The sequence below is a fragment of the Alkalimonas delamerensis genome (genome assembly GCF_030717955.1).
In the GTDB taxonomy this organism is placed as follows: Bacteria; Pseudomonadota; Gammaproteobacteria; order Enterobacterales; family Alteromonadaceae; genus Alkalimonas; species Alkalimonas delamerensis.
The window spans coordinates 63,394-86,950 of sequence record NZ_JAUZVY010000002.1; the positions used below are offsets into that span (position 1 = coordinate 63,394).

General features: G+C 53.2%; 23 protein-coding genes and 3 tRNA genes. 9 read left to right on the plus strand and 17 right to left on the minus strand.

Going from position 1 to position 23,557, the window contains the following annotated elements; all coding sequences use genetic code 11:
* Positions 1 to 69: 69 nt before the first annotated feature.
* A complete protein-coding gene (gloA, locus tag Q3O59_RS04825; RefSeq protein WP_305944501.1) occupies positions 70 to 456 on the minus strand; it encodes a lactoylglutathione lyase in 387 nt (128 codons plus the stop codon).
* A 183-nt stretch (positions 457 to 639) separates the two neighbouring features.
* Here gloA and Q3O59_RS04830 point away from each other — a divergent pair, with 183 nt between their 5' ends.
* The 4 genes from Q3O59_RS04830 (at position 640) to Q3O59_RS04845 (ending at position 3,032) form a co-directional block, all read left to right on the plus strand.
* Entirely contained in the window at positions 640 to 882 is a 243-nt protein-coding gene (locus Q3O59_RS04830; protein ID WP_091341419.1) for a type II toxin-antitoxin system Phd/YefM family antitoxin, read from the plus strand.
* Positions 879 to 1,142 carry a Txe/YoeB family addiction module toxin gene (locus Q3O59_RS04835; RefSeq protein ID WP_305944502.1) on the plus strand — a complete coding sequence of 88 codons (264 nt, stop codon included), beginning with the start codon at positions 879 to 881 and terminating at the stop codon, positions 1,140 to 1,142. The genes Q3O59_RS04830 and Q3O59_RS04835 overlap by 4 nt, the downstream gene beginning before the upstream one ends.
* A 238-nt stretch (positions 1,143 to 1,380) precedes the next feature.
* Positions 1,381 to 1,890 (plus strand): RDD family protein, encoded by a 510-nt coding sequence (locus Q3O59_RS04840; protein WP_305944503.1) that lies wholly within the window; start codon positions 1,381 to 1,383, stop codon positions 1,888 to 1,890.
* Between the two features lie 221 nt (positions 1,891 to 2,111).
* Positions 2,112 to 3,032 (plus strand): YihY/virulence factor BrkB family protein, encoded by a 921-nt coding sequence (locus Q3O59_RS04845; protein WP_369812352.1) that lies wholly within the window; start codon positions 2,112 to 2,114, stop codon positions 3,030 to 3,032.
* On the opposite strand, the gene nth is transcribed toward Q3O59_RS04845, so the two are convergent.
* From nth to Q3O59_RS04900, 11 genes are all read right to left on the minus strand, one after another.
* Positions 3,029 to 3,661: an endonuclease III gene (nth, locus tag Q3O59_RS04850; protein WP_305944505.1), complete on the minus strand. Its 633-nt coding sequence runs from the start codon at positions 3,659 to 3,661 to the stop codon at positions 3,029 to 3,031. The genes Q3O59_RS04845 and nth overlap by 4 nt on opposite strands.
* Positions 3,662 to 3,671: 10 nt before the next feature.
* Positions 3,672 to 4,367 (minus strand): electron transport complex subunit E, encoded by a 696-nt coding sequence (locus tag Q3O59_RS04855; protein WP_305944506.1) that lies wholly within the window; start codon positions 4,365 to 4,367, stop codon positions 3,672 to 3,674.
* Between the two features lies 1 nt (position 4,368).
* A complete protein-coding gene (gene rsxG / locus Q3O59_RS04860) occupies positions 4,369 to 4,992 on the minus strand; it encodes an electron transport complex subunit RsxG (RefSeq protein WP_305944507.1) in 624 nt (207 codons plus the stop codon).
* Complete coding sequence (gene rsxD / locus Q3O59_RS04865) at positions 4,989 to 6,056, minus strand: electron transport complex subunit RsxD (protein WP_305944508.1); 1,068 nt, start codon at positions 6,054 to 6,056, stop codon at positions 4,989 to 4,991. Before rsxD ends, rsxG begins: the two co-directional genes overlap by 4 nt.
* The gene (gene rsxC / locus Q3O59_RS04870; protein WP_305944509.1) at positions 6,053 to 8,221 is read right to left on the minus strand and encodes an electron transport complex subunit RsxC; all 2,169 of its coding nucleotides are present in this window, start codon (positions 8,219 to 8,221) and stop codon (positions 6,053 to 6,055) included. The genes rsxD and rsxC overlap by 4 nt, the downstream gene beginning before the upstream one ends.
* Entirely contained in the window at positions 8,221 to 8,775 is a 555-nt protein-coding gene (gene rsxB / locus Q3O59_RS04875; RefSeq protein WP_369812353.1) for an electron transport complex subunit RsxB, read from the minus strand. The genes rsxC and rsxB overlap by 1 nt, the downstream gene beginning before the upstream one ends.
* Positions 8,775 to 9,356: an electron transport complex subunit RsxA gene (gene rsxA, locus Q3O59_RS04880; RefSeq protein WP_305944510.1), complete on the minus strand. Its 582-nt coding sequence runs from the start codon at positions 9,354 to 9,356 to the stop codon at positions 8,775 to 8,777. Before rsxA ends, rsxB begins: the two co-directional genes overlap by 1 nt.
* 105 nt (positions 9,357 to 9,461) lie before the next feature.
* Positions 9,462 to 11,384 carry an EAL domain-containing protein gene (locus Q3O59_RS04885; RefSeq protein WP_305944511.1) on the minus strand — a complete coding sequence of 641 codons (1,923 nt, stop codon included), beginning with the start codon at positions 11,382 to 11,384 and terminating at the stop codon, positions 9,462 to 9,464.
* A gap of 235 nt (positions 11,385 to 11,619) precedes the next feature.
* Positions 11,620 to 11,696, minus strand: a tRNA-Asn gene (locus tag Q3O59_RS04890).
* Between the two features lie 25 nt (positions 11,697 to 11,721).
* A tRNA-Asn gene (locus tag Q3O59_RS04895) sits at positions 11,722 to 11,798 on the minus strand.
* A 24-nt stretch (positions 11,799 to 11,822) separates the two neighbouring features.
* A tRNA-Asn gene (locus tag Q3O59_RS04900) sits at positions 11,823 to 11,899 on the minus strand.
* 477 nt (positions 11,900 to 12,376) lie between these two features.
* On the opposite strand from Q3O59_RS04900, the gene Q3O59_RS04905 reads away from it, so the two are divergent.
* From Q3O59_RS04905 to Q3O59_RS04915, 3 genes are all read left to right on the plus strand, one after another.
* Positions 12,377 to 13,747, plus strand: a complete 1,371-nt coding sequence (locus Q3O59_RS04905) for an MATE family efflux transporter (RefSeq protein WP_305944512.1) — start codon at positions 12,377 to 12,379, stop codon at positions 13,745 to 13,747.
* The gene (uvrB, locus tag Q3O59_RS04910; protein ID WP_305944513.1) at positions 13,744 to 15,729 is read left to right on the plus strand and encodes an excinuclease ABC subunit UvrB; all 1,986 of its coding nucleotides are present in this window, start codon (positions 13,744 to 13,746) and stop codon (positions 15,727 to 15,729) included. The genes Q3O59_RS04905 and uvrB overlap by 4 nt, the downstream gene beginning before the upstream one ends.
* 129 nt (positions 15,730 to 15,858) lie before the next feature.
* Positions 15,859 to 16,644 (plus strand): putative porin, encoded by a 786-nt coding sequence (locus Q3O59_RS04915; protein ID WP_228592360.1) that lies wholly within the window; start codon positions 15,859 to 15,861, stop codon positions 16,642 to 16,644.
* Between the two features lie 10 nt (positions 16,645 to 16,654).
* Here Q3O59_RS04915 and Q3O59_RS04920 read toward each other — a convergent pair whose 3' ends face one another.
* Positions 16,655 to 18,190 (minus strand): sensor domain-containing diguanylate cyclase, encoded by a 1,536-nt coding sequence (locus tag Q3O59_RS04920; protein ID WP_305944514.1) that lies wholly within the window; start codon positions 18,188 to 18,190, stop codon positions 16,655 to 16,657.
* 30 nt (positions 18,191 to 18,220) lie between these two features.
* On the minus strand, positions 18,221 to 18,835 hold the full coding sequence (locus tag Q3O59_RS04925; RefSeq protein ID WP_305944515.1) for a thymidine kinase: 615 nt from the start codon (positions 18,833 to 18,835) through the stop codon (positions 18,221 to 18,223).
* A gap of 148 nt (positions 18,836 to 18,983) precedes the next feature.
* Here Q3O59_RS04925 and Q3O59_RS04930 point away from each other — a divergent pair, with 148 nt between their 5' ends.
* Positions 18,984 to 19,403: an MAPEG family protein gene (locus Q3O59_RS04930; RefSeq protein WP_305944516.1), complete on the plus strand. Its 420-nt coding sequence runs from the start codon at positions 18,984 to 18,986 to the stop codon at positions 19,401 to 19,403.
* A 38-nt stretch (positions 19,404 to 19,441) separates the two neighbouring features.
* Positions 19,442 to 19,828: a DUF2750 domain-containing protein gene (locus Q3O59_RS04935; protein WP_305944517.1), complete on the plus strand. Its 387-nt coding sequence runs from the start codon at positions 19,442 to 19,444 to the stop codon at positions 19,826 to 19,828.
* A gap of 65 nt (positions 19,829 to 19,893) precedes the next feature.
* On the opposite strand, the gene Q3O59_RS04940 is transcribed toward Q3O59_RS04935, so the two are convergent.
* The 3 genes from Q3O59_RS04940 to tsaA form a co-directional block, all read right to left on the minus strand.
* Positions 19,894 to 21,621: a proline--tRNA ligase gene (locus tag Q3O59_RS04940; protein WP_305944518.1), complete on the minus strand. Its 1,728-nt coding sequence runs from the start codon at positions 21,619 to 21,621 to the stop codon at positions 19,894 to 19,896.
* Between the two features lie 77 nt (positions 21,622 to 21,698).
* Positions 21,699 to 22,751 (minus strand): Kelch repeat-containing protein, encoded by a 1,053-nt coding sequence (locus Q3O59_RS04945; RefSeq protein WP_305944519.1) that lies wholly within the window; start codon positions 22,749 to 22,751, stop codon positions 21,699 to 21,701.
* Positions 22,711 to 23,430 carry a tRNA (N6-threonylcarbamoyladenosine(37)-N6)-methyltransferase TrmO gene (tsaA, locus tag Q3O59_RS04950; RefSeq protein ID WP_305944520.1) on the minus strand — a complete coding sequence of 240 codons (720 nt, stop codon included), beginning with the start codon at positions 23,428 to 23,430 and terminating at the stop codon, positions 22,711 to 22,713. The genes Q3O59_RS04945 and tsaA overlap by 41 nt, the downstream gene beginning before the upstream one ends.
* Positions 23,431 to 23,557 lie beyond the last annotated feature (127 nt).

The following is a 23,557-nucleotide window of genomic DNA, read 5'->3' on the forward strand; positions in this document are numbered from 1 at the left end:
CAGCAATTCATTCAACCATGGAACACTATACGTGCCGGCTGGCAGGCTGGATTAGTGTATGTTCACGTCCTAACTTTTCTTTTGGATAAGCTCAATAGCATAGCCATCCGGATCTTTGACAAAGGCAATTTCGGTTTTGCCGCCCTTGACCGGCCCGGGCTCGCGACTGATTACACCGCCGCGGCTGCGAATGGCGTCACAGGCCTGGTAGACATCGTCCACCTCCAATGCGATATGGCCATAAGCATTGCCCAAGTCGTAGCTGTCCACGCCCCAGTTGTAAGTCAGCTCCAGCACCGCCTGCTCGGATTCCGGGCCATAGCCGACAAAAGCCAGGGTGTATTTGTAGTCGGTATTTTCGGACTGGCGCAGCAGCTGCATGCCCAGCACCTGGGTGTAAAACTCGATGGAACGCTCCAGGTTGCCAACCCGCAGCATGGTGTGTAGTAAACGCATACAGAGCTCCTTGACTGTGTTTTCAGTTGGTGTTCGTGGATAATACCATAGACCGGCTGATATCAAGTGCAGCGCCAGTTCGTCAGTTTTTCTTGGGAGCCAATTCAATCAAATGCGTTCGTATTGACGTACGTACATAAAAGCGTACAATCGATTTCAAGGTTAGAGATTTAGAGGTGCATTATGACCGGAATTACCGCAACAGAAGCGCGCAGTAAGCTGTATCGGTTGATTGATGAAACTGCCGAGTCGCATCAGCCCATCGTCATCACCGGCAAGCGGAACAAAGCCGTTTTAATCTCCGAGGAAGATTGGTCTGCGATTCAGGAAACGCTTTTCCTGCTCTCTGTCCCTGGTATGCGTGAGTCGGTTCGTGAGGGCATGGAAACCCCTGTAGAGCAATGTGATGAGGAACTGGACTGGTGAGCTGGAAGTTGGTTTACACCAGGCAAGCCCAAAAGGACGCAAAAAAACTGGCTTCCAGCGGCCTTAAACCCAAAGCTCAGGAGTTGCTAGCGCTCATTGCCGAAGATCCGTTTTGCAAGCCGCCTCCATTTGAAAAGCTTATCGGTGATCTTGCCGGGGCCTACTCACGCCGTATCAACATTCAGCATCGCTTGGTGTATCAGGTGCTGGCAGAAGAGCGGCTGATCAAAGTGCTGCGCCTATGGAGCCACTACGAGTAAGGCATCATCTGATGCTATGATGGTTTGGTGTAAAAAGTGACACTGTTTAAGTGAGGTATCAACGCTTGCACTTTTCTAAACATTACTTCAGGTTAATGGCTTGCTTTAATGTTGTCGGCTTGGAGTGCACGCATTTGCTGAAGATACGGGAAGTGCCGATGTACGATGGTGTTAAGTATCCGGTTGCTCGTACAGGGCAATGCATGTATCAAATGATAAAAAGAATGGAGTTCTTGGAATGCAGATAGAGCCAAAGTTAACTGAAGTCGATTTTGATGAAGCGCAACACACGCATCAGTCATATGCTTCCATCCAGATTAAAAGCCCTGAAAGTGAGCGATTAAGTCAACCTTTAGCGAGCCCCGGAAGGCGTTACTTAGGGCAGGGTATCGATGTATTCATCACTTGGGCTCTATTTTTGGTACTGTTGGCTGTATTCAATAAAACGGGAGCGTCCGGTCTGCAACCTGATATTTTGGCTGTGGTAGTTGCAGCAGGCTACTTTCTCTTTGCTGACTCACTTCCTGCTGGTCGAAGTCTGGGAAAGCTCGTGTTGGGTATGTCCGTGATAGATAGAACATCTGGCGAGTACTGCACTTCACGGCAATCATTGGTACGAAACCTTCTTCTTCTGTTTCTCGGTGGCATTGACGCCTTTCTTGTTCTGTTTAAGAAGCGGCAACGTTTGGGAGATCTGGTAGCAAACACCAAAGTTATCAGAAACAATAATTGCAAGCTTGATGAATAAGGTAACTGTTGCAATACCACTATCATCAGCAGTACAGCTTTTTACTTAAACGTTTTTTGGTTATTGCTTGCATTGTATTCTTAATTTTATCAGGGTCTAACTGCAGTTTATAAGTTCCCCTAAACTGCATTTGGTTACAGGTTTTACGGTGTCTAGAACACACAGCATGGCTGTGTCTCGAATACGGAGGTATTGCAACGATGGTTTCCAGCATATACGGCATGCTTCCGGCTGTCGTGCGGCATTGGTTTGGTATTTTTGGCGCAGCAACCCGCAACTGGCTGGATAGCCAGGCTTTTATTTATGCGGCGGCGCTGGCCTTTTTCACTGTTTTTTCCATTGCGCCCATTTTGGTGGTGGTGGTGGCCGTGGTTGGATTCTTTTTGGGCCAGAGCGTGGTAGAAGGCCAGCTGTTTGAGCAGTTGGAAGGAACCCTTGGCCCGGAAGCGGCGGGGGTGGTGCAAACGGCGGTGACCAATTCGCAGATTGACCAAAGCGGCATCTGGCCAGCGTTGATTGGTATTGTGGCCACCATTATTGGGGCTACTACGGTGTTTGCGCAGATGCAGCAGTCACTGAACCAAATCTGGGATGTGGCGCCTCGTCCGAATCGCAACAACCTCTGGGGGTACATCAAAAGCCGTTTGCTCTCCATGACCATTATCCTCGCCATTGGCTTTATTTTGATGGTGTCCTTGCTGTTGTCGGTGGCACTGCGCAGCATTATGGTGTTCGCGGAAGAGTGGATGCCGGTGCCCGGCTGGGCCATGGTGGGGATGGAGGTGGGCCTGTCCCTGCTGGTCATTACCTTGCTGTTTGCCGCTATGTTCAAGATTTTGCCGGATGTGCTATTGTCCTGGCGCGATGTGCTGCTGGGCGCCTTGATCACTGCGATTCTATTCACTCTGGGCCGCTCACTGATCGCTATCTATCTGGCGCACACGGCCACGGCATCGGCCTACGGCGCAGCTGGCTCTTTGGCGCTGCTGCTGCTCTGGGTCAACTACACCTCGATGATCCTGCTGTTTGGCGCTTCCTTTACCCGGGCGCATCTGGAGGGCCGAGGGCTGCCTATCCGCCCCAAGAGCATGGCGGTCTGTGTGCATCGGGAATTGATTGAAGAGGGGCCGCAAAGCGGCTAGTCGGTTTTTTCCTTAAACTCGCACAGGTCCTCGATGATGCAGGAGCCACATTTAGGCTTTCTGGCCACACAGGTGTAGCGGCCGTGCAAAATCAGCCAGTGGTGCACATCCAGCTTAAATTCGGCCGGCACCACTTTCAGCAGCTTTTGCTCAACGGCATCGACATTCTTACCGGGCGCTAATTTGGTACGGTTGCTGACTCGGAAAATGTGGGTATCGACCGCGATGGTCGGCCAGCGAAAGGCGGTATTCAGCACCACATTGGCGGTTTTTCGGCCGACACCGGGCAGAGCTTCTAAGGCCTCGCGATTCTCTGGTACTTCGCCACCGTGTTGCTCGACCAAAATGCGGCAGGTTTTAATGACGTTTTCAGCCTTGGTGTTAAAGAGGCCAATGGTTTTGATGTAGTGCTTGACGCCATCCACCCCTAAATCCAGCATCGCCTGCGGCGTGCGGGCAACCGGAAACAGATGCCGGGTGGCTTTATTGACACCGACATCGGTCGCTTGAGCCGAGAGCAGTACGGCTATTAACAGCTCAAAAGGGGAGCTGTATTCCAGCTCGGTAGTTGGCTCGGGATTGGCAGCCCGCAGCCGCGACAGTATTTCAATGCGTTTTTGTTTATTCATGGCTGGGTGTTTACACTATGGTTCCGGTTACTCTGGCGCGGGTGATTTCGGTTTTCACCTGCTGTTTGCGCTGTTTGCGGCCATCGATGGCGTTCTTGGCAGCGATCAGCAAGCCCATGCCAATAAAGGCACCCGGCGGTAGCAAGGCCAGCAGAAAGTAATGATCCAGCGCCAGCACCTCAATCCGCAGCACCGTGGCCCAAGGGCCGAGCAGGGCATCCGCGCCGTCAAACAGAGTGCCCTGACCCAATAGCTCCCGCATGCCACCCAGCACCACCAGCACGGCGGCAAAACCCAGCCCCATCATCAGGGCGTCAAAGGCCGAGGGTAAGAGCGGGTTTTTGGAAGCAAAGGCCTCGGCCCGGCCGATAATGGCACAGTTGGTGACGATCAGTGGAATGAAGATCCCCAGCGCCAGGTACAGCTGATAGGTAAAAGCATTCATCAGCAGCTGAACGGCGGTTACAAAAGAGGCAATCACCAGTACAAAGACCGGGATGCGGATCTCCCGTGGCACCCAGTTGCGGATGGACGAGACCACCAGATTGGAGCCGAGCAGCACCAGCAGAGTTGCCAGGCCAAGCCCAAGGGCATTGGTCACGGTATTGGTGACAGCCAGCAAAGGGCACAGTCCCAGCAGTTGCACCAGACCGGGGTTGTTGCTCCACAGTCCTTGGGTGGCCAGTTCTTTGTAGTTGGTGTGCATGTCAGACCCCCTCGCAATTGGCTGCGGCATCGGCCAGCTCAGGATGCTGTTGAATAAAAAGCGCTGCCCGCTTGACGGCACCCACTACGGCTCGTGGCGTGATGGTGGCGCCGGTAAACTGATCAAAATCGCCACCATCTTTACGCACCGCCCAGGGGCGCAGGTCGTCTGGCTGCACACGCTTGTCGTTAAATCCGAGCATCCAGTTCGATTTACGCAATTCAATTTTATCGCCCAATCCCGGTGTTTCCTGGTGAGCTAAAGTGCGGGCTGCCAGCACAGTGCCATCGGGGGCAATGGCCACCATCAGATCGATGGCGCCACTGTAGCCATCTGGTGCGGTAGTTTCCACCACATAGGCACTCACCTCGCCCTGTTCACGCCAGCGAAACACCGCTTGTGGCTGGGTGCTGCCCAGCCATTCAGGGGCACTGATCAGCACACAGTCATGCAGCAATTGCTGCTCCTGAGCGGCCGGCAGGACGTCGTGCAACAGAGCCAGCCGGTTGGCCAGCCGTTGCTCGGCAATGCGGGGCGCTGTTAATTGATTGAGCACGCTCAGCAACAGCACGCAAATAACCGCGATCAACGCCAGCAAAAGCGCGTTTTTACCAATTGGGTTCATGGCCGCTCCTGTGGAATTTTATGGCCGTAGGTCCGGGGCCTGGTGTAATAGTCAATCAAGGGTACCGTCATATTGGCCAGCAAGACGGCAAAGGCAAAGGCATCGGGGTAGCCGCCCCAGCCTCGGATCACGAACACCAGCACGCCAATCAGCACGCCATAGTAGATGCGCCCTCGGGCGGTGGTGGAGGCGCTGACCGGATCGGTGGCAATAAAAAACGCTGCCAGCATGGTGGCACCGGAGAAGAGCTGGAAAACCGGCGACAACTGGGTATCGGGGTTGATGGACCAGGCAATCAGGCTGCACAGGGCCAGCGAACCCAGCACACTGACCGGAATGCGCCACTGGATCACCCGCTGTTGCAGCAGCAGCAAGCCGCCGGCCAGCCAGGCCAGGTTCAGCCAGAACCAACCGACGCCCAAATCATTTTGGAAAATGGGCTTGTCAAAGCTCTCGGGCAGGGTCAGGCCCATGGTGAGATCGGTGCGGGCGGTATCGAGTGGGGTGGCCATGGTCATGCCATCGGCATCCAGCCGCAACTGCTCCAGCGGTACGCCCTGACAGCTGGCCTGGTTAAAGACCGTGCAGACGGCATCCATCGGCCCCAGTGCATGCTGCTGCAAGGATGTCGGCGGCAGCCACTGCGTCATCTGTACCGGGAAGGCAATCAGCAACAACACATAGGCTGCCATTGCCGGGTTAAAGAGGTTAAAGCCAAGGCCACCGTACAATTGCTTCACCATAATGATGGCAAAGGCCGTGCCCAGCACCACCAGCCACCAGGGAGCATAGGCCGGGATGGATACGGCCAGCAGCACTGCTGTCACCAGGGCACTGTGATCTTTTAAACGAGGCAAAATGGTTTTATCACGCAGCATCAGCACCAGGGCTTCACTGGCCCAGGCAGTACTAATGGCCAGCACCAGCTGCACCAGCACCCCATAGCCGAACAGGTAGCTTTGAACAGCAATGGCGGGCACAGCGGCCACAACCACCCAGAGCATCAACTGGCGGGTGGTTTTTTGATTGTGCTGATGCGGTGAGCTGGCGATGCGTAAACTCATTGCGGGTCAGTTTCCTTGCGTTTTTTTGCTTTGGCGCGGGCTATCGCAGCCGCAATGGCTGCTTTACGCGGATCCTCTGCTGCAGCCGGTGTTTCGACATGTCCATTGCTGTCGCTGGCAGCGGTGTCGGCAGCCGCTTCGGCTTGCTTTTTTGCCTTGGCACGAGCTACCGCCGCCGCAATGGCGGCTTTGCGCGGATCCTCTACTGCCGCCGGTGTTTCGATCTGTTCAGGGCTGTCGCTGGCAGCGGTGTCGGCTGCCGCTTCGGCTTGCTTTTTTGCCTTGGCACGAGCTACCGCCGCCGCAATGGCGGCTTTACGCGGATCCTCTACTGCCGCCGGCGTTTCGACCTGTTCATTGCTGTCGCTGGCAGCGGTGTCGGCTGCCGTATCGGCTTGCTTTTTTGCTTTGGCTCGAGCTACCGCAGCGGCAATGGCGGCTTTTCGCGGGTCTTGTACTGGCGTGGCTGTTTCGTTGCTGTCGCTGCTGGCAACTGTTTCAGCCGTTGCATCGGTTTGCTTTTTCGCTTTGGCTCGGGCCAGAGCCGCGGCGATGGCGGCTTTACGTGGGTCTTGGCTTGTTGCCTGAGTGGTCTTTGCAGGCGCTGCGGTAGTCGCAGGCTCAGCTTGAGGCTCCGGGCTTGCTTGCTGCCCTTTGGCACGGGCCAGCGCAGCGGTGACGGCCTGATCGTTGGCCTGACCTTGTTTGGCGGCACGTTCAGCGGCCAGCTGCTCGTTGCGACGCTGCCGCTCCAGCTTTTCGGTTTCTAGCCGGATTTTTCTTGCTTCAAAGCGGGCTTTGGCCTGTTCGGCTTTTAACGCTTCACGTTGTTGCTCGCGGATCTCGGCTTTGGCCACCCGGTAATACTGCACCAGCGGTATTTCGCTGGGGCAGACATAGGCACAGGCGCCACACTCAATGCAGTCGGCCAGGTTGTACTCGTCCAGTTTCTCGCTGTCTTTGGCTTTGCTAAACCAAAGCAGTTGCTGCGGCAGCAGGCTGGCCGGACAGGCTTCGGCACAAGCCGTGCAGCGAATGCAGGCCATTTCCTCGCCTGCGGCAGGCAGTTCGTTGCGACTGGGGGCCAGAATGCAGTTGCTGGTTTTAATCACCGGCGCCGACAAGTCGGGTAGGGCAAAGCCCATCATTGGACCGCCCATAATCACCCTTTGTTTGCGCTCGGGCTGAAAGCCGCAAAAATGCAGCAGATCGCTCACCGGCGTGCCCAGTGGCACCCAGAGGTTGCGCGGTTGTTGCAAGGTATCACCGGCGCAGGTGACCACACGGGCAATCAAAGGAATGTCGTCCAGCACTGCCTGGGCAATGGCAAAACAAGTGCCGACATTGAACATCATGCAGCCAATATCAATAGGGCGACGGCCATTGGGCACTTCCTGTCCGGTCAGCAATTGAATCAGTTGCTTTTCACCACCAGAAGGGTACTTGGTGGGTACCACGCGCAAAAACCAGTTATCCCGGCCGCCGATGGCGTGCTGCATCGCTTGAATCGCCTGAGGCTTGTCATCTTCAATCGCAATCAAAACAGCCTTGGGCGCCAAAATGTGCTGCAGGATCTCAATGCCCTGAACGATGGTTTCGGCCTGCTCCTGCATCAAGGCATCGTCGGCACTGATGTACGGCTCGCACTCCACGCCATTGATGATTAAAAACTCCACCGGTTGTTGCACGGCGGATTTTAAACTGGTTGGAAAGCCTGCACCGCCCATACCGGCAATGCCTGCTTGCTGGATCCGTTCAAGCAGGCTGGCTGGGGTCCACTGAGCGGAGGGGAGCGGGCTGCGCTCCCGCCACTCGTCCAGGCCATCTGGCTCCAGCACGATGCTAAGCTCTGGCAAGGCCGATGGGTGAGGGCTGGTGTGTTCTTGTACCGCGAGGATCAGGCCTGAAGTTGGTGCATGCACCGGCACCGACATCGAGCTGTCTATCTGCGTTAAAGGCTGACCTTTCATCACATGGTCGCCTTTTTGCACCAGGCAACTGCCGGCCACGCCAATGTGTTGGCGCAATGGAAGGTAGAGCCGGTCTGGTAACGGCAGGCTGTCGATGCCTTTTTTGCTGAGTACGGCCTTGCGGGTAGGTGGATGGATCCCGCCGGGAAAACTCCACAGCTGTCCTGCAGCAATTTTATCCAATAACGACTGCATTAATCGGCCTCAATCATTCGTACTGGGATGCTGTTAAAATCCCATTTCCAGCGCTCCGGGGTCTCAGGCAGCGGGATCATGTCGATGCAATCCACCGGACAGGGCTCGACACAAAGATCGCAGCCAGTGCACTCATCGGCAATCACCGTATGCATTTGGCGGGTTGCCCCGACAATGGCATCGACCGGGCAGGCCTGGATGCATTTGGTGCAACCAATGCACTCGTCTTCCCGAATAAAGGCGACTTTCTTCACCGCATTTTGTGCTTCTTCGTGCAAAGGCTTGGCTTCAACCCCCATCAAATCAGCCAGCTTGCGGACGGTGGCTTCACCACCGGGTGGGCACTTGTTGATGTCGTCGCCGTTGGCAATGGCCTCGGCATAAGGCCGGCACCCGGGATAGCCACATTGACCGCACTGCGTTTGCGGCAACAAGTCGTCTATTTGTTCGACCAGTGGATCACTTTCCACCCGGAAACGAATGGCGGCATAGCCCAGAATTGCGCCGAAAACCAGCGCCAGCGCACCTAAAATCAGTAAAGCAGTGGTGATCATCAGCGTGTCACCAAACCGGTAAAGCCCATAAAGGCCAGCGACATCAAGCCTGCCGTTACCATGGCGATGGCGGCGCCGCGAAAGGCCACCGGCACATCGGCCGCTGCCAGACGTTCACGCATGGCGGCAAAGAGGATCAGCACCAGTGAAAAGCCGGCAGCAGCGCCAAAGCCAAACACCAGTGATTGGACAAAGTTGTAGCCGGCATTGACGTTGAGCAAGGCGACACCAAGTACTGCGCAGTTGGTAGTAATCAGCGGCAGAAAGATCCCCAGCAAACGGTAAAGTGTTGGGCTGGTTTTGTGCACCACCATCTCGGTAAATTGCACCACCACCGCGATGACCAAAATAAAGCTTAAGGTCCGAAGGTAGAGCAAATCGAATGGGGCCAGCAGGTAGTGATCCACCAGGTAGCTGCAAACCGAAGCCAGGGTCAGTACAAAGGTGGTTGCCAGCGACATGCCGATGGCGGTTTCCAGCTTGCCGGAAACCCCCATGAAAGGGCAAAGCCCCAAAAATTTCACCAGCACAAAGTTATTGACCAGCACGGTACTGATAAGCAGAAGTAAAAATTCGGTCATAGTGTTCAGGTTGCTGACGTAAGGGCGCTATTATGCGCTGAAGCCAGCCGGATAACAACCGACAGCCAGTAGGGTTATCCGTTGGCTGTCGGTGAAAAGCCGGCTTTAAAGTGGGTTGGGTTTACCGATGTAATAGCCCTGACAGCCATCCATAAACAAGGAGTCGAGCATGTGCTTTTCTTCCTGGGTTTCAACCGACTCGGCAAAAACACTGACGCCGATGCGATGTGCCAGATCGATCATTAGCCGCAAGAAGTATTGGTTGTTCTTGTCGTCGTCGATATGGCGGGTGTAGCTGCCATCCATTTTAATATGGTCTGGTTTCAGTTCGCGGAAGAACTTGAAGGACGTAATGCCAACGCCAAACTTTTCTACCGTGACTCTGGCACCAGCACGGTGCGCCATATCAATAAAACGCTTGCTGGTTTTCAGGTTTTGTTGCATACCAAACTCGGTGACTTCAAAAATAAGTCGGGATGCAATGGTGGCATCTTTCAGCAAACGGCGCTCCAGCCAAATGACAAACTGGTCATCGTGCACAGAGCGGTTGGATAAATTGAGACCGAAATACTGATCCTGCAGGTTTTTGTTTTTAATGGTGGTCAGGGCCGTTTCGATGATCAAACGATCCACGGCAATAATCCGGTCCAGTTTTTCAGCCATCGCCAGAAAGGAAGCTGTTGGCAGCACCTGATTTTCCTGGGTTTTAAAGCGGACTAAAATTTCTGAGTAAGCATTGCCTGTTCGCTTGGCGGGTTGAATGCTTTGCGCCAGCAAGCTGATGCGATTGTTCGCAAGCACATCATCAATCACATTGCGCCAGTTTTGATTGCCATAGCCATAGCTTGCGGTTTCCAGGCCTGCCGACTCTTTTTGTAAATGCCAGGCATTGGCTTGTTTGGTTTGAGCCAGGCTGATGGAGGTATCAGCAATGGCCAGCAGCTCGCCCAAAGCGCGGCCATTTTCGTAGCTCACCAGCCCGGTGTAAGCGACGGACTCCAGCTCCGCAGTTTGCTGATACTGATTCAGTCGGCTCTGCAACTGGACGGCAAAGTTTTCTGCCTCTTTGGCGGTGACTCTTGGCAACAAGATGCCAAAGTCTGAGCTGTTCAAACGGTACAACTGTGCGCCACTGTAGGAGCGCACCAACTTATCGAGAATGGCACAGACTTCCTGAATGTATTTGTCGCCTTCCTGATAGCCACGGGTTTGGTTTAAGCTTTGCAGCTCAGTACATCGGGTGATGGCAAAGATGCCGAAGTCGACTTTGCCATCCTGAGTCAGCTGTTCTTCATAGTGCTGAACAAAGCGGTTGCGGTTGGGTAAGCCGGTGACGGTATCTTTGTAGGCATCCTCTGTGACCTGGCGGGCATTGGCTGACAGCTCACTGAATTTCTTGACGGTGCTTTGAGCCAACTGCTCCAGTTTTTCAACGGTACCTGCAAAGCCTTCTGGACGAAGCTCAATAGGGATGGATTCCGATGGCGCCTGAGTAAGCTGCTCGATCAGCGTGTTCAGTTGATGGCTGCTGCGTTGAAAACTAAAGCGTTGCAGCCAGAATAGCACAGGCGCCAGCAGCAAGCTTATGAGGAGAATTAGAGCCAGGCTATGTTGCAATTGCCGGTTCGTGGCTGCCAGCAGATCACTGTGGTTGTATGTAAAACGAAGTTGTAAGCCGGTAGCCGGATCTTGAATGCGCAAGCTTTGCGGCTGCCAGTCTTGCCAGTTTAGCAGGGCAGCGGTCAGTCCGCTATCCCGGCTTGGGTTGTTGAACTGAAATAAGGAGGTGCCATTGGCATCACTGATAACCAGCTGCTGCAGTGCTTGAGTTTGTCGTAAGCTTGAGCCCAGTTCTTCTGCATCCTCGTCCGAGGTGCCGACCAGCAGTTGCTGCAGCAGCCTGCTGGTTTGTCGCTCTGTCTGTTCCACCTGATTGCTGAAAGCATTTAAGTGAAACATGGCTATCAGAGCACTTAGCAGCGCAGCAAAAAGCAACTGGATAAAAAGAAGCTGTAACATTGTTTTCATCGGCTAACCACCTGCATCAATTTAATAGCGTTGTCGGATGCGTCCGTGTGGAAGAATGACGTATAGATATCCAAGTGAAAGCCTCATCGTTAGGACACCCTTTTTAGAGTTCACTTAGTATAGTTATAGTCCTTTGCCCTGAATTAAAGCAAAAAATTGTGCAAAAATAAATCTTTATCGAAGAATTTAAAGATGAAAGCCTAATATTGGGGGGCAGGATGTAGAGTCTTTTGTATGGCTCCCCAGGTTGGGCTCGAACCAACGACCTACGGATTAACAGTCCGCCGCTCTAACCAGCTGAGCTACTGAGGAATTTTGATGCTTTGTGCAAGGGGGGTGGCTCCCCAGGTTGGGCTCGAACCAACGACCTACGGATTAACAGTCCGCCGCTCTAACCAACTGAGCTACTGAGGAATTGCACTATGGTTGTGTTGCTGTTGGCTCCCCAGGTTGGGCTCGAACCAACGACCTACGGATTAACAGTCCGCCGCTCTAACCAACTGAGCTACTGAGGAACAGCAAACAACGGCGGCAATACTAATGCCAGTGCAGAACCCTGTCAACAGGAAAGCCTGCTCATTTTTGCTTTTTCCAACTGCTTGAATACAGATTGTGCAACTGCCGTTCGGCTGGGTGGAAAAATCGGTACCAATTACCAATAAAAATGCCACCAACCAGACTTACCCACAGAAGTTGTGGGTAAGTCTGTGAGTTATCTGGTTATGGTATCGTTAAAGGTAGGAAATACAAGGCGTACAGCTTGGTCAAGAGGCTAAGTGTAAAATAATTTCTTGTTATTTATCAGTCGCTTGGTGGTTTTTGGGTGGTGGACTGAAGAGCGGGCTGAGGTAAGGCAAAAGATTTAACTTGTCTGCAGAGGTGTGGACTAAATTACGAATTGTGATATCTGTGTCAGCTTTCTAAGCACTGCCGTGGTATCAGCGGCTGCTTTTCATTACAATAGCGCCTCCCAGGTGCAACCGGTTGCAGGCATGGCCGTTCCAAACAAAGGCGCGTTGTTACAGAATGATATTGGCTCAACACTGTACCGGATGACGGTACCGATGCTGTTTGGCATGTTGACGCTGATGAGCTTCAATCTGGTGGATACCTTTTTTATTAGTCTGTTGGGTACGCATGAGCTTGCTGCCATCAGTTTCACCTTCCCGATTACCTTTACCATGATTAGTCTCGCCATTGGCCTTGGCATTGGCACCTCTGCGATCATTGCCAAGGCTTTGGGACGTGAGCAGTATGACACGGCAAGAGCCGATGCTTTAGCAGCGCTGTGGTTGGCTGCTTTTTTGATGCTGCTGCTGTCGCTTTTGGTGTGGTGGTTTCACGATGCTTTGTTTCGTTTGTTGGGGGCCAGTGACGATATTTTGCCACTGATCCGTCAGTATATGCTGATTTGGCTGGCAGGTGCTGTGTTTTTGATGACCCCAATGATTGGTAACAGTATTTTGCGTGCCGCCGGTGATACCCGCTTGCCAGCCTGGATTATGGCTACCGGCGGTTTGGTGAACGCGGTGCTGGATCCTGTGCTGATTTTTGGCCTGGGGCCTTTCCCGGAGTTGGGCATGCAAGGTGCTGCTTTGGCCAGTGTGGTGTCCTGGCTGTGTGGCAGTCTGGCTGTGCTCTTTGTGTTGCGACAGCGCCAGTTGGTTGAACGGTGTTGGCTTCAGCTGCGTCAGGCGCTGCCGATTTACCGCAAAATTTTGCGCATTGGCTTTCCGGCGGCTGGAGCCAATATGCTGACACCAATCGCTATGGCGGTGTTGACGGCCATGGTGGCGGGTTACGGGCCTGAGGCGGTAGCAGCTTTTGGCGTTGGGATCCGGTTGGAAAGCATGGCGTGCCTGGTGATTTTGGCCTTGTCCACCACCTTGCCACCTTTGGTCAGTCAAAATTATGGTGCCGGCTTGCTTGGCCGGGTAAGGCAGGCCTACCAGCTTAGTCTTGGCTTTATTGTACGCTGGCAACTGCTTGTCTATGTTGTTTTGGCTTTATTGGCCATTCCGCTCAGTCGGTTGTTTTCGGCGGATCCTGTTGTGCAGCAGTGGATCCAATGGTTTTTATGGATCCTGCCACTAGGCTATGGCCTGCAGGGTTTGATTATTTTAACCAATTCGTCGCTGAATGCGCTGCACCTGCCCTTGCAAGCACTGGTGCTCAGCATCTGTCGTTTGTTTGTTTTTTATCTGCCCTTCGCCTGGTTGGGGAGCCAGTTTGCTGGTTTGGTTGGCTTGTTTATTGGCTGTGTCTTGGCCAATCTTTGCATGTCGGCGCTTAGCTACTGCTGGTTTCATCGCGCTTTGCAGCAGCTGAACCAGGCACAGCCGCAGCAGGAGGTAACAGGATGAAAGCCTTTCGATTGGTGTCGGACTACCAGCCTGCTGGTGATCAGCCCACAGCGATTGCAAAGTTGGTGGAGGGGTTGGAAGCCGGGCTGGCGCATCAAACCCTATTAGGTGTGACCGGCTCTGGTAAAACTTTTACTATGGCCAACATTATCCAACAGGTAAGCCGGCCAACCCTGATTATGGCGCACAATAAAACGCTGGCGGCGCAACTGTATGGTGAAATGAAAGCTTTCTTTCCGGATAACGCGGTTGAGTACTTTGTATCGTATTACGACTATTACCAACCAGAAGCTTATGTTCCTTCCACCGACACCTTTATTGAAAAAGATGCCTCCATCAATGAACACATTGAGCAAATGCGTTTGTCGGCCACCAAAGCCTTGATGGAGCGACGCGATGTGGTGATTATTGCTTCGGTTTCAGCCATCTATGGTCTAGGCGATCCTGAGTCCTACATGAAAATGCTGCTGCATCTGCGTCAGGGGGATACCCTGGATCAGCGCTTTATACTGCGGCGGCTGGCAGAGTTGCAGTATCAGCGCAACGACATGGCCTTTGAGCGGGCCAGTTACCGGGTGCGCGGCGATGTGATTGATATCTACCCGGCGGAGTCGGACAGTCTGGCGGTACGGGTCGAGCTGTTTGACGATGAAGTAGAGCGCATCAGTCTGTTTGACCCTTTGACCGGTGCTGTGGATAAAGTTGTATCACGCTACACCATTTACCCGAAAACACACTACGTGACACCCCGGGAGAAAATTCTGGCGGCGGTTGAAGCCATTAAAGTGGAGCTGCAGCAGCGCCGGCAGCAGCTGCTGGAAGAAAACAAACTGGTGGAAGAGCAGCGTTTGTCTCAGCGTACTCAGTTCGATATTGAGATGATGGTGGAGTTGGGGTATTGCTCCGGCATTGAGAATTACTCGCGCTACTTGTCTGGCCGGGAGCCCGGCGAGCCACCGCCAACCTTGTTGGATTACTTTCCGGCCGATGGTCTGATGTTCATTGATGAGTCTCATGTTACCATTTCACAGATTGGTGCCATGTACAAAGGGGATCGTTCCCGTAAAGAAAACCTGGTGAATTATGGCTTTCGACTGCCATCGGCGCTGGACAATCGACCGCTGCGCTTTGAAGAGTTTGAGTGCATTGCGCCCCAACGCATTTATGTTTCAGCGACGCCAGCGCGTTATGAACTGGAGCAGTCGGAGGGTGAAGTGGTGGAGCAGGTCGTGCGGCCAACCGGCCTGGTGGATCCGGAGATTGAGATTCGCCCGGTAGCAACCCAGGTTGATGACTTACTGTCTGAAGCCATGCTCAGGGCCAAACGCAATGAACGGGTGCTGGTGACCACCTTAACCAAGAAAATGGCAGAAGATTTGACCGACTACCTGCAGGAGCATCAGGTCAAAGTGCGTTATTTGCACTCCGACATCGATGCGGTTGAGCGGGTTGAAATCATTCGGGATTTGCGACTCGGGGTTTTTGATGTGCTGGTCGGTATTAACTTGTTGCGTGAAGGGCTGGATATTCCTGAGGTGTCGCTGGTTGCGATTCTGGATGCCGATAAGGAAGGCTTTTTACGTTCTGATCGCTCATTAATACAAACCATTGGTCGGGCCGCGCGTAATTTGCATGGCAGAGCCATTTTGTACGCCGATAGCATTACCGGCTCGATGCAACGGGCAATGGATGAAACCGAGCGACGCCGTCAAAAGCAAATGGCCCACAATGCTGAGCATGGCATAACCCCAAAAGGACTGAATAAAAAGGTCACCGATGTGATGGATTTGGCTCAGGAGCCAGAGCCTTTGGCAGCCGTTGCAGAAACTGCAGCGAGCTACCAGCAAGATAAAGCGTCACTGCAACAGCAGGTTAAGCGGTTGGAAAGCCAAATGCGACTGCATGCTGAGCAATTGGAATTTGAGCAGGCTGCAGCCTGCCGTGACCAACTGCAGCAATTGCAGCGTTTGCTGGACAGTTAGCTCACCCTTTGGTCAATTGCAGCGCTGTGCGTTTGATAACACTTTGCTGGCTGTTGCTATTCAGTTTTGATTAAGTTTCAAGACGATAGCATGCCGCCATGTTTTTTACCCTGATTAAGGATAACAACGATGAAACTTACTTTGGTCGCTAGCCTGTGTTCAGTACTGTCTCTAAGTGCCATGGCTTCGAATTATCAGCATGAGTCTGGTCTGGACTTTCAATGGGGCGATGTTGAGCAAGCGGATTTACAGCGCTACGACATGTCCCACCGTTACTACCTGACCCCGGTTCAAATCAATGTGGCAGCGCCTTTAGCAGAAGCCGCTTTTCTGGGTCGTAACAGCAGTGTCTACGGCAATTATCTGCGGGGAACGTTAAAAGAAGAGGGCATTAAGCAGAGCTTTTCTTCCTGGCGGATTGGTGGTGAGTACATGGATGGCAACCATGACTTTTATGTTGGCTTTGATTTTGAAAGCATCAATCGCTCCAGCGAGCGCTCGGCATTAACCCGGTTGGGTTATTTTATGGAGTCCGATTGGCTGCTTACGCTGGACATCAATCATAGCCGCCCGGATGGTATGGGTACCCGCACCGAGTTCGGTTTTAGTACCAAACGCTTGATGCGGTTGCCAACTGGTGATCATTTGAATGTTGAGGCCAGTTACCGTGATTTGCGGAGCACCAGCCGCAATGCTTACAGCTTCGGTGGTGATTATTATTTTGGTAAAACCTTGTCACTGGGCTTGATGTACGATTGGCGCTCCAAGAACATCATCAGTCAGGACCGTGACTCATTCACGGTGCGTGGCCAGTGGTTCCCAATGCCGAATCTGGCACTTCGGGCTGAGGCAAGCTTTGATAGCTTTGAAACCGGTGAAGATGTGTACACTTTAGGTGCCAGTTATCGTTTCTAACGTTTAGGGCTTAGGACTGCGCTTTCCCGTCAGCTACTGGCGGGAAAGTTTTCGCCTGGTTTCGACCTGCCGCTTTGGCCTGGTACAACGCTTTATCCGCCAATTGGATCAGTTGATGGGCCGTGGTGGTTTTATCGGGCTCGATCAGGCTGGCTCCCAGACTGATGGTCAGTTGTTGGTTGGGCGCCTGTTGGTGGGCAATGCCCAGTTGCTTCACTCGGTCTTGCAATGCATCCAGCAATTGATGCAGACTCTCGGCTGTGCAGGCTGGCACCACAATCGCAAACTCTTCTCCTCCATAGCGGGCCACCACCTCTCCCTCACGTTTTAACACCTGCTGCAATTGCTGAGCGACCTGCTTTAACACATCATCACCGGCCAGGTGGCCATAGTAGTCGTTGTAGCGCTTGAAGTAATCGATGTCGATCATGATCAGGCCAAGGGGTTGTTGCTGTCGGGCACTGCGATGGAGCTCCTGCTGCAACAAGGTATCGAATTTACGGCGATTGGCAATGCCAGTCAGCCCATCCCTGCTGGCTAATTCCTGCAGCTCTGCATTGGCTTGCACCAGCTCCTGCTGGACTTGTTGCAGCGATAATCGGTAGTTGATGTTCTGAATGGTGTTGCCAATCATATTGCCTACCAACTTTAGGCGCCGGATGTCGGAGGCGGTCCAGGCACGCTTGCGCGCTACCATGTCGCAGCCAACAAAGCCAAGCAACTGATCGTCACTGACCATGGCGGCACAAAGGACGGATTGAATGTCCTCGCTTTCAAATTCCTGTTTTTCCAATACAGCTTGCAGTGGCAACTGCTGAACATCGGAGACAGCAAAAATATACTCCTCTTGCAGTACACGCCAAAAATAGGGTAAAGCGGATTCTGGAACATTTTGCAGTTGGTCTTGATGGGATGATACCCCGGATCTAACCCATTCATGAGTATTGCTCATCATTGATGTGTCGTCATGAAACAAAAACACATAGCTGCGATCAGCATGGCAGAATTCGCCTAAAGCGCTCAGAGCATCTTCAATGTGATTGTCCAGTTTCTCAGGCTGGACATTGATCAACTCTGCGGAGATCAGCGATATCAGCTTGTCAAACGCCAGTGCTTCTTCCATCTCCTCAGTGTGCTGGACTGAGGTTTTTTTTAGCTGTTCACCCGGTTTATGCTGTTCGCGGGTCAGGGTAATCAAGACAGAGTTGCTTAAGGTAAAGCTCAGTTGAATCAGCCTGGCATCCAGCTGCAACTTGATTTGACTGGGGGCCAGTAGCACACTTTGCTGCAGGACCGAGCCACTGAGCGCCAATAACAAGGGGTTTTGTACCAGACTAAGCGCTTCCTGACTGTCCGGGTCAAGCAGCTCAATTCGACGGATATCGGTCAGTGTCAGCACACTCTCTGTACTGGGCAACCCCATCAGCAATAAGGCTTGCTTGTTGGCAAAGATCTGCGGTTTGGCCGTATCTTTGTACAAGACGGCAACGGGCAGGGCGTCGATAATGGCCCAAAAATGGGGTGTCTCTTTTTGCTCAGCGGGCATGCATGGTCTCATCAACCTCAGAATCCAACATCAGCATAACTCAGAGTTCTCCGGCTGACAAAATCTCTCCTGTTGGTCACTGGCCCAGACCAGAGCTTTGAAGTGAGCCCGGCACATGGATACATAGCGTTCATTGCCACCAATCTGTACTTGCTCTCCCTGCCGGCTGGGGTTGCCATCCGCATCCAATCGCACCACAAAGTTGGCTTTGCGGCCGCAGTGGCAGACGGTCTTGAGCTCGACAAGTTTATCGGCCCAGGCCAGCAGGGCTTCACTGCCGGCAAAAGTGTTGCCGGTGAAATCCGTACGAAGGCCATAAGCCAACACCGGGACCCCCAGTTCGTCCACCACATCGGTCAGCTGGCGGACTTGCTTCCGGGTTAAAAACTGCGCTTCATCAATCAGCACGCAATCGGCAGCTTGTTGCCTCAGATGTTGGTGGAAATTAAACTGAGGATCAAAGCAGGTGGCTGGCATCGACAAGCCAATGCGGGAGCTGATCAGCCCTTTGCCAAAGCGGTTGTCGATGGCGGCAGTAAACAAGGCGACCTGCATGCCACGCTCCTGATAATTGTAGGCACTTTGCAACAGAGAGGTGGATTTGCCGGCATTCATTGCCGAGTAGTAAAAATACAGTTGAGCCATGGCGATTCCGCTACACAACAAAGAATAGATTTTGGCCAGTATACCACAGGAATTGCAGGCGATTGCTGGCATAAGCGGTGCAGTGCTGGCATCCGCTATGCGGATGCTATAAGCTGTGCCAGATAATGGCCGAATGAGTGATTGCTAAATGGAAAAGTGGTTGTTGTTAACGGTGTTTGGGCAGGTGCTGCTGACCAGTGTGGTGCTGATTTTGATGGGGCGGCGACGCTTTGCTGCCGCGCGGCGAGGTGAGTTATCGATGGATGCGTTTCAGCTGATGCAGCTGGAGAAAGCCAGCGCCCAGGTGATCGCAACCGGACGGAATTTTGACAATCAATTTCAAATGCCGATGCTGTATCTGTTCGCGGTGGTCTTTATTGTGCAGCAGGGGCTGGCGGACTCTGCTTTTGTGTTGATGGGGGCTTTCTATCTGCTGCTGCGGGTCATTCATGCGGTGATCCACACCGGCAGCAACCGTTTGCGTTGGCGTTTTCGTACCTTTATATACAGCTGCGCCGTACTTTGGGTAATTTGGTTGCGGTTGTTGTGGCTGCTGTTTTTCGGATAAATGATTGAGACTGGCTTGCTGCCAGAGAGAGGAATCTTATGGAATACGCATTAAGTCGTGACGAGTTGAATAGTCTGGAGCAACTGACTCCGGAACAGCGCTACGATTATTTTGTTCATGCTGTGGTGGATCTGGATGCCATTTGGATCCTGGTTGATGATGAAGGCTTTGTACTGGTGAGTGCCGAAGATGAGCGCTGCATTCCCGTCTGGCCACATGCCGAACTGGCAGAGCGCTGGATTGATGGTGAGTGGAGTGAGTGTCAGGCGCAGTCCATTCCGTTGGCAACCTGGTTGGAAAAGTGGACCAGCGGACTGGAAAGCGATGAGCTGGCGATTGCTGTTTTCCCGGATACCGAGGGTCCCGGTGTCGTCGTGAGCCCGGTTGAGCTGGAAGAGGCTTTGCAGGCGGAGCAAGCCGATTAAAGGTCCGGTACCTCAGACAACAGAAAAGGGCAGCTTTGGCTGCCCTTTTGCGTTGATTGCTGCGCTTAAGCGCTTTGCAGTTTGCTCTGCATTTCAGTGAGCACCTGATCCAGCGGCAACAGCGATTTGTCGCCACTCCGTCGATGTTTGTATTCCACCTGCTGTTGGTCGAGGTTGCGCTCACCAATCACGATTTGATGCGGAATGCCCATCAGCTCCATATCAGCAAACATCACACCGGGCCGCTCTTTGCGATCATCAAACAGTACCTCAAAACCGGCCTCGGTTAATTGCTGATACAGCTGCTCGGCCGCTTGCTGGATCCGCACGGACTTGTGCATGTTCATCGGAATAATGGCGATTTGGAATGGCGCAATGGCATCCGGCCAGATGATGCCATGCTCATCATGGTTCTGCTCAATGGCAGCGGCCATAATACGGGAGACACCGATGCCATAACAGCCCATGGTCAGGATCTGATTCTTGCCTTCTTCGTTCAGCACACCCGCTTTCATCGCTTGAGAGTATTTGTCGCCCAACTGAAAAATATGGCCAACTTCGATGCCGCGGCGGATTTCGAGCACGCCCTGGCCGCAAGGGCTGGCGTCACCACTGACCACATTGCGCAAATCGCTGGTTTCAAAGTCAGCGATATCACGAAGCCAGTTGACGCCTGTCAAGTGATGCTCATTCTGGTTGGCACCACAAACAAAGTCGCTTAAATGCGCAGCGCTGTGATCGACCACCAGCGGGATCTCAAGGCCAACAGGGCCAATTGAGCCAGGTTGAGCGCCGGTTAAGGCTTCAATTTCGGCATCGGTGGCAAAGGTCAGCGGTTGGGCCACTCGAGGGTGTTTTTCCGCTTTGAGGGCATTGAGCTGATGATCACCACGCAACACCAGAGCAACAAAGCCTGAGTCTTCACCATCTTCGGTGCTGCCACGCACAATCAGGGTTTTGGCAATTTGAGCAGGGGTTACTTTCAGCGAGGCTGCAACGTCCTCGACACTGCCAGCATTCGGAGTGCTGATTTTGGTCAGTGACTGCGATGGCGCCGGGCGCTCACCTTGGGGGGGTAAGGCTGCGGCCATTTCGACATTGGCGGCGTAATCGCTGCTGTCTGAAAAAGCGATGGCGTCTTCGCCCGAGCTGGCCAACACATGGAACTCGTGCGAGACACTGCCACCAATGGCACCGCTATCGGCAAGTACTGCTCGAAAATCCAGTCCCAGCCGGGTGAAAATATTGCTGTAGGCCTGGTACATAGCATTGTACGTTTGTTGCAAACTTTCCTGCGACAGATGAAAAGAGTAGGCATCTTTCATCAGAAACTCGCGGGCACGCATCACGCCAAAGCGTGGGCGGCGCTCATCGCGGAATTTGGTTTGGATTTGGTACAGGTTCAGTGGCAACTGCTTGTAGCTGGTCACTTCCCGCCGGATCAAGTCGGTGATGACTTCCTCGTGAGTTGGACCCAGCACAAAGTCACGCTGGTGTCTGTCCTGAAAGCGCAACAATTCGGCATCCATTTGTTCCCAGCGACCACTCTCCTGCCAGAGCTCAGCATTTTGCACCATCGGCATCAAGACTTCGATGGCGCCGGCCTTGTTCAGCTCTTCGCGAACAATACGCTCGACTTTACGCAAGGTGCGAACGCCAGTAGGCAAATAGGTATAAAGACCGGAAGCCAGCCGACGGACCAGGCCGGCACGGAGCATCAGCTTGTGGCTGATGACTTCAGCATCGGCCGGGTTTTCTTTCATAGTGGCGAGTAAGTACTGACTGCTGCGCATGGGTGACCCTGTCTGCGGTTCGAAAAATTGCCGTATTCTAGCAAGGGCATGGCAGCAACGCCATGCCCTTTCTGCAGCTATTTTGCCCGCTCGATTGCATGGGGAATGACCTGAGGTGTCACTACTTGATCGGCCAACATGCCGCCAATGGAATAAATTTGGTCGTTTACCTTGACCAGACCCTGCAGGTCCATCACCGCAGTGGTCGGTTTGGCTTCCAGCCATTGCTGCTTTTTCGGCGCATACAGCCAGACATTGGCTTCAGGCTCTGCTTTTTTGCCTTGCTCATTGCTGCCATCAAAGTGGTAAAAGGTCTGGCTGCCACCGATAAAGGCGGCAACAGGTTCACCATCGACCTGGGTATCAATGGCTGCCATCCGAAAGCGTGCCTGCCCTGTAGGGTGGGGTATGGGTTGCCATTGAATGCGCAGTGCATTGCGGGGGTTAATTTTGCCCTGGTAGCAGGCTGGCTCGGTCGCTTTAACACGCTCGCCACTTTGGTAGTTCAAGCCGACGCCATCGCAAAAAACAATGGTGTCCTCGACCAGAGCGCCAGCCAGGCCCCAGGTGGCTCGCCCAGGCATCGGACTGGCCTGGCTCCACTGCTGGGTAAAGTTATCAAACACCTGCACCAGATTGACGGCGCCATCATCACTCCAGCCTCCAATCAGATAAATGTAACGGTCCTGATAGGTCAGGGCCAGGCTATCGTCCACCGGCACTGGAATTGGATTGACTCTGTTGTAGCGCTGGGTCACCGGGTTAAAACGGTAACTCTCAGCCGAGGTCGTGCGGTTGCCCTGACGGTCAATGCTGTAACCGCCAAAAACAAAAAAGTTGTTGTTCAACGCCACTGCATTGGCTGCGACACGTCCGGCCAAGCGCGACTGGCTGGGCACATCCGGCATGCTGCTCCAGCCAAACTCCCCGACCGTATGCACCCAGACTTTGTTGTGCAAATCCTGGCTAGTTTTACCGGGGCCTATGCCCATCATGCTGATCACGTAGGTTTTACCGCGCACCGTTGCGCTGGCGACGGCGTTGTTGCTGACCGGTTCGGGCAGAGGGGGCAAAGCCAGTGCACTGCCACTAATCAGTAGAGTCACCAAGGGGAGTGATCGCATAGACATAGTGATGATCTCCTGTCACTTTCCATTGAATATTTAGATTATAGAGTGTCATACCATAGCTCTGTTCGCCAGTCTGTTTCTTTTTATAAGGTGGTCTCGGATCTTGTTTTAACACCTTTTCAATCAATAACTTTAATTCAGGCTGGTGGTTTTGACTCTGGCAATAGCGCTCTGCCTCGGCAGAAAAGCTAACGGTCATGCCGGTTTCCGGGGCGCTGTCGGCAAAACTTGCCTGAGCATCCGGGATGGCATCCGAATAAGGCAAGTAGGGCTTGATATCCAGGATGGGGGTACCATCCAGTAAGTCAATTCCTGCTAAATCCAACTGCCACTGTTTGTTGACACAGCGTACGCCTTCCAATTGTACGACCGACAGGCCAATTGGATTAGGCCGAAAGGTCGCTCGGGTGGCAAACACACCTTTACGCTGATTCCCTCCCAGCCGTGGTGGGCGTACCATGGGCGACCAGCCTTTGCCTGCTGTTTCGTGAAATACAAATACCAGCCACAGATGGCTGAACTCTTCGATGCCACGAATAAAGGGCTCTGCGTTGAACTCCGGAGCAAATATCAACTGAGCCTTGGCTTCAGGAACCAGGCCCGGCTGCCTGGGGATGGCGAATTTCTGTTTGTAAGGGGACTGGATTGTCGCGATAACATCAAAGGTACACTGCTGCATGCTGTCGAAGGTCTGCACTAAACAATGACTTAGTATGCCAGTTAACGTCTTAAACTACCATTTCATTGAACGCTGCTGATTTAGACGTCTTTATTTCTGGATGGTTGCGTCGTACTATGTTCATCTG

Excerpts from the sequence above, each read along its gene's own strand:
- Q3O59_RS04935 (WP_305944517.1), top strand. The coding sequence starts at position 19,442 with ATGGAATACGCATTAAGTCGTGACGAGTTGAATAGTCTGGAGCAACTG.
- Q3O59_RS04845 (WP_369812352.1), top strand. The coding sequence starts at position 2,112 with ATGCTTCCGGCTGTCGTGCGGCATTGGTTTGGTATTTTTGGCGCAGCA.
- gloA (WP_305944501.1), bottom strand. The coding sequence starts at position 456 with ATGCGTTTACTACACACCATGCTGCGGGTTGGCAACCTGGAGCGTTCC.
- Q3O59_RS04940 (WP_305944518.1), bottom strand. The coding sequence starts at position 21,621 with ATGCGCAGCAGTCAGTACTTACTCGCCACTATGAAAGAAAACCCGGCC.
- Q3O59_RS04915 (WP_228592360.1), top strand. The coding sequence starts at position 15,859 with ATGAAACTTACTTTGGTCGCTAGCCTGTGTTCAGTACTGTCTCTAAGT.
- Q3O59_RS04830 (WP_091341419.1), top strand. The coding sequence starts at position 640 with ATGACCGGAATTACCGCAACAGAAGCGCGCAGTAAGCTGTATCGGTTG.
- rsxA (WP_305944510.1), bottom strand. The coding sequence starts at position 9,356 with ATGACCGAATTTTTACTTCTGCTTATCAGTACCGTGCTGGTCAATAAC.
- Q3O59_RS04925 (WP_305944515.1), bottom strand. The coding sequence starts at position 18,835 with ATGGCTCAACTGTATTTTTACTACTCGGCAATGAATGCCGGCAAATCC.
- rsxG (WP_305944507.1), bottom strand. The coding sequence starts at position 4,992 with ATGAACCCAATTGGTAAAAACGCGCTTTTGCTGGCGTTGATCGCGGTT.
- uvrB (WP_305944513.1), top strand. The coding sequence starts at position 13,744 with ATGAAAGCCTTTCGATTGGTGTCGGACTACCAGCCTGCTGGTGATCAG.
- Q3O59_RS04905 (WP_305944512.1), top strand. The coding sequence starts at position 12,377 with ATGGCCGTTCCAAACAAAGGCGCGTTGTTACAGAATGATATTGGCTCA.
- rsxD (WP_305944508.1), bottom strand. The coding sequence starts at position 6,056 with ATGAGTTTACGCATCGCCAGCTCACCGCATCAGCACAATCAAAAAACC.
- rsxC (WP_305944509.1), bottom strand. The coding sequence starts at position 8,221 with ATGCAGTCGTTATTGGATAAAATTGCTGCAGGACAGCTGTGGAGTTTT.
- Q3O59_RS04855 (WP_305944506.1), bottom strand. The coding sequence starts at position 4,367 with ATGCACACCAACTACAAAGAACTGGCCACCCAAGGACTGTGGAGCAAC.
- rsxB (WP_369812353.1), bottom strand. The coding sequence starts at position 8,775 with ATGATCACCACTGCTTTACTGATTTTAGGTGCGCTGGCGCTGGTTTTC.
- Q3O59_RS04945 (WP_305944519.1), bottom strand. The coding sequence starts at position 22,751 with ATGTCTATGCGATCACTCCCCTTGGTGACTCTACTGATTAGTGGCAGT.
- Q3O59_RS04885 (WP_305944511.1), bottom strand. The coding sequence starts at position 11,384 with ATGAAAACAATGTTACAGCTTCTTTTTATCCAGTTGCTTTTTGCTGCG.
- Q3O59_RS04930 (WP_305944516.1), top strand. The coding sequence starts at position 18,984 with ATGGAAAAGTGGTTGTTGTTAACGGTGTTTGGGCAGGTGCTGCTGACC.
- Q3O59_RS04840 (WP_305944503.1), top strand. The coding sequence starts at position 1,381 with ATGCAGATAGAGCCAAAGTTAACTGAAGTCGATTTTGATGAAGCGCAA.
- tsaA (WP_305944520.1), bottom strand. The coding sequence starts at position 23,430 with ATGCAGCAGTGTACCTTTGATGTTATCGCGACAATCCAGTCCCCTTAC.
- Q3O59_RS04920 (WP_305944514.1), bottom strand. The coding sequence starts at position 18,190 with ATGCCCGCTGAGCAAAAAGAGACACCCCATTTTTGGGCCATTATCGAC.
- nth (WP_305944505.1), bottom strand. The coding sequence starts at position 3,661 with ATGAATAAACAAAAACGCATTGAAATACTGTCGCGGCTGCGGGCTGCC.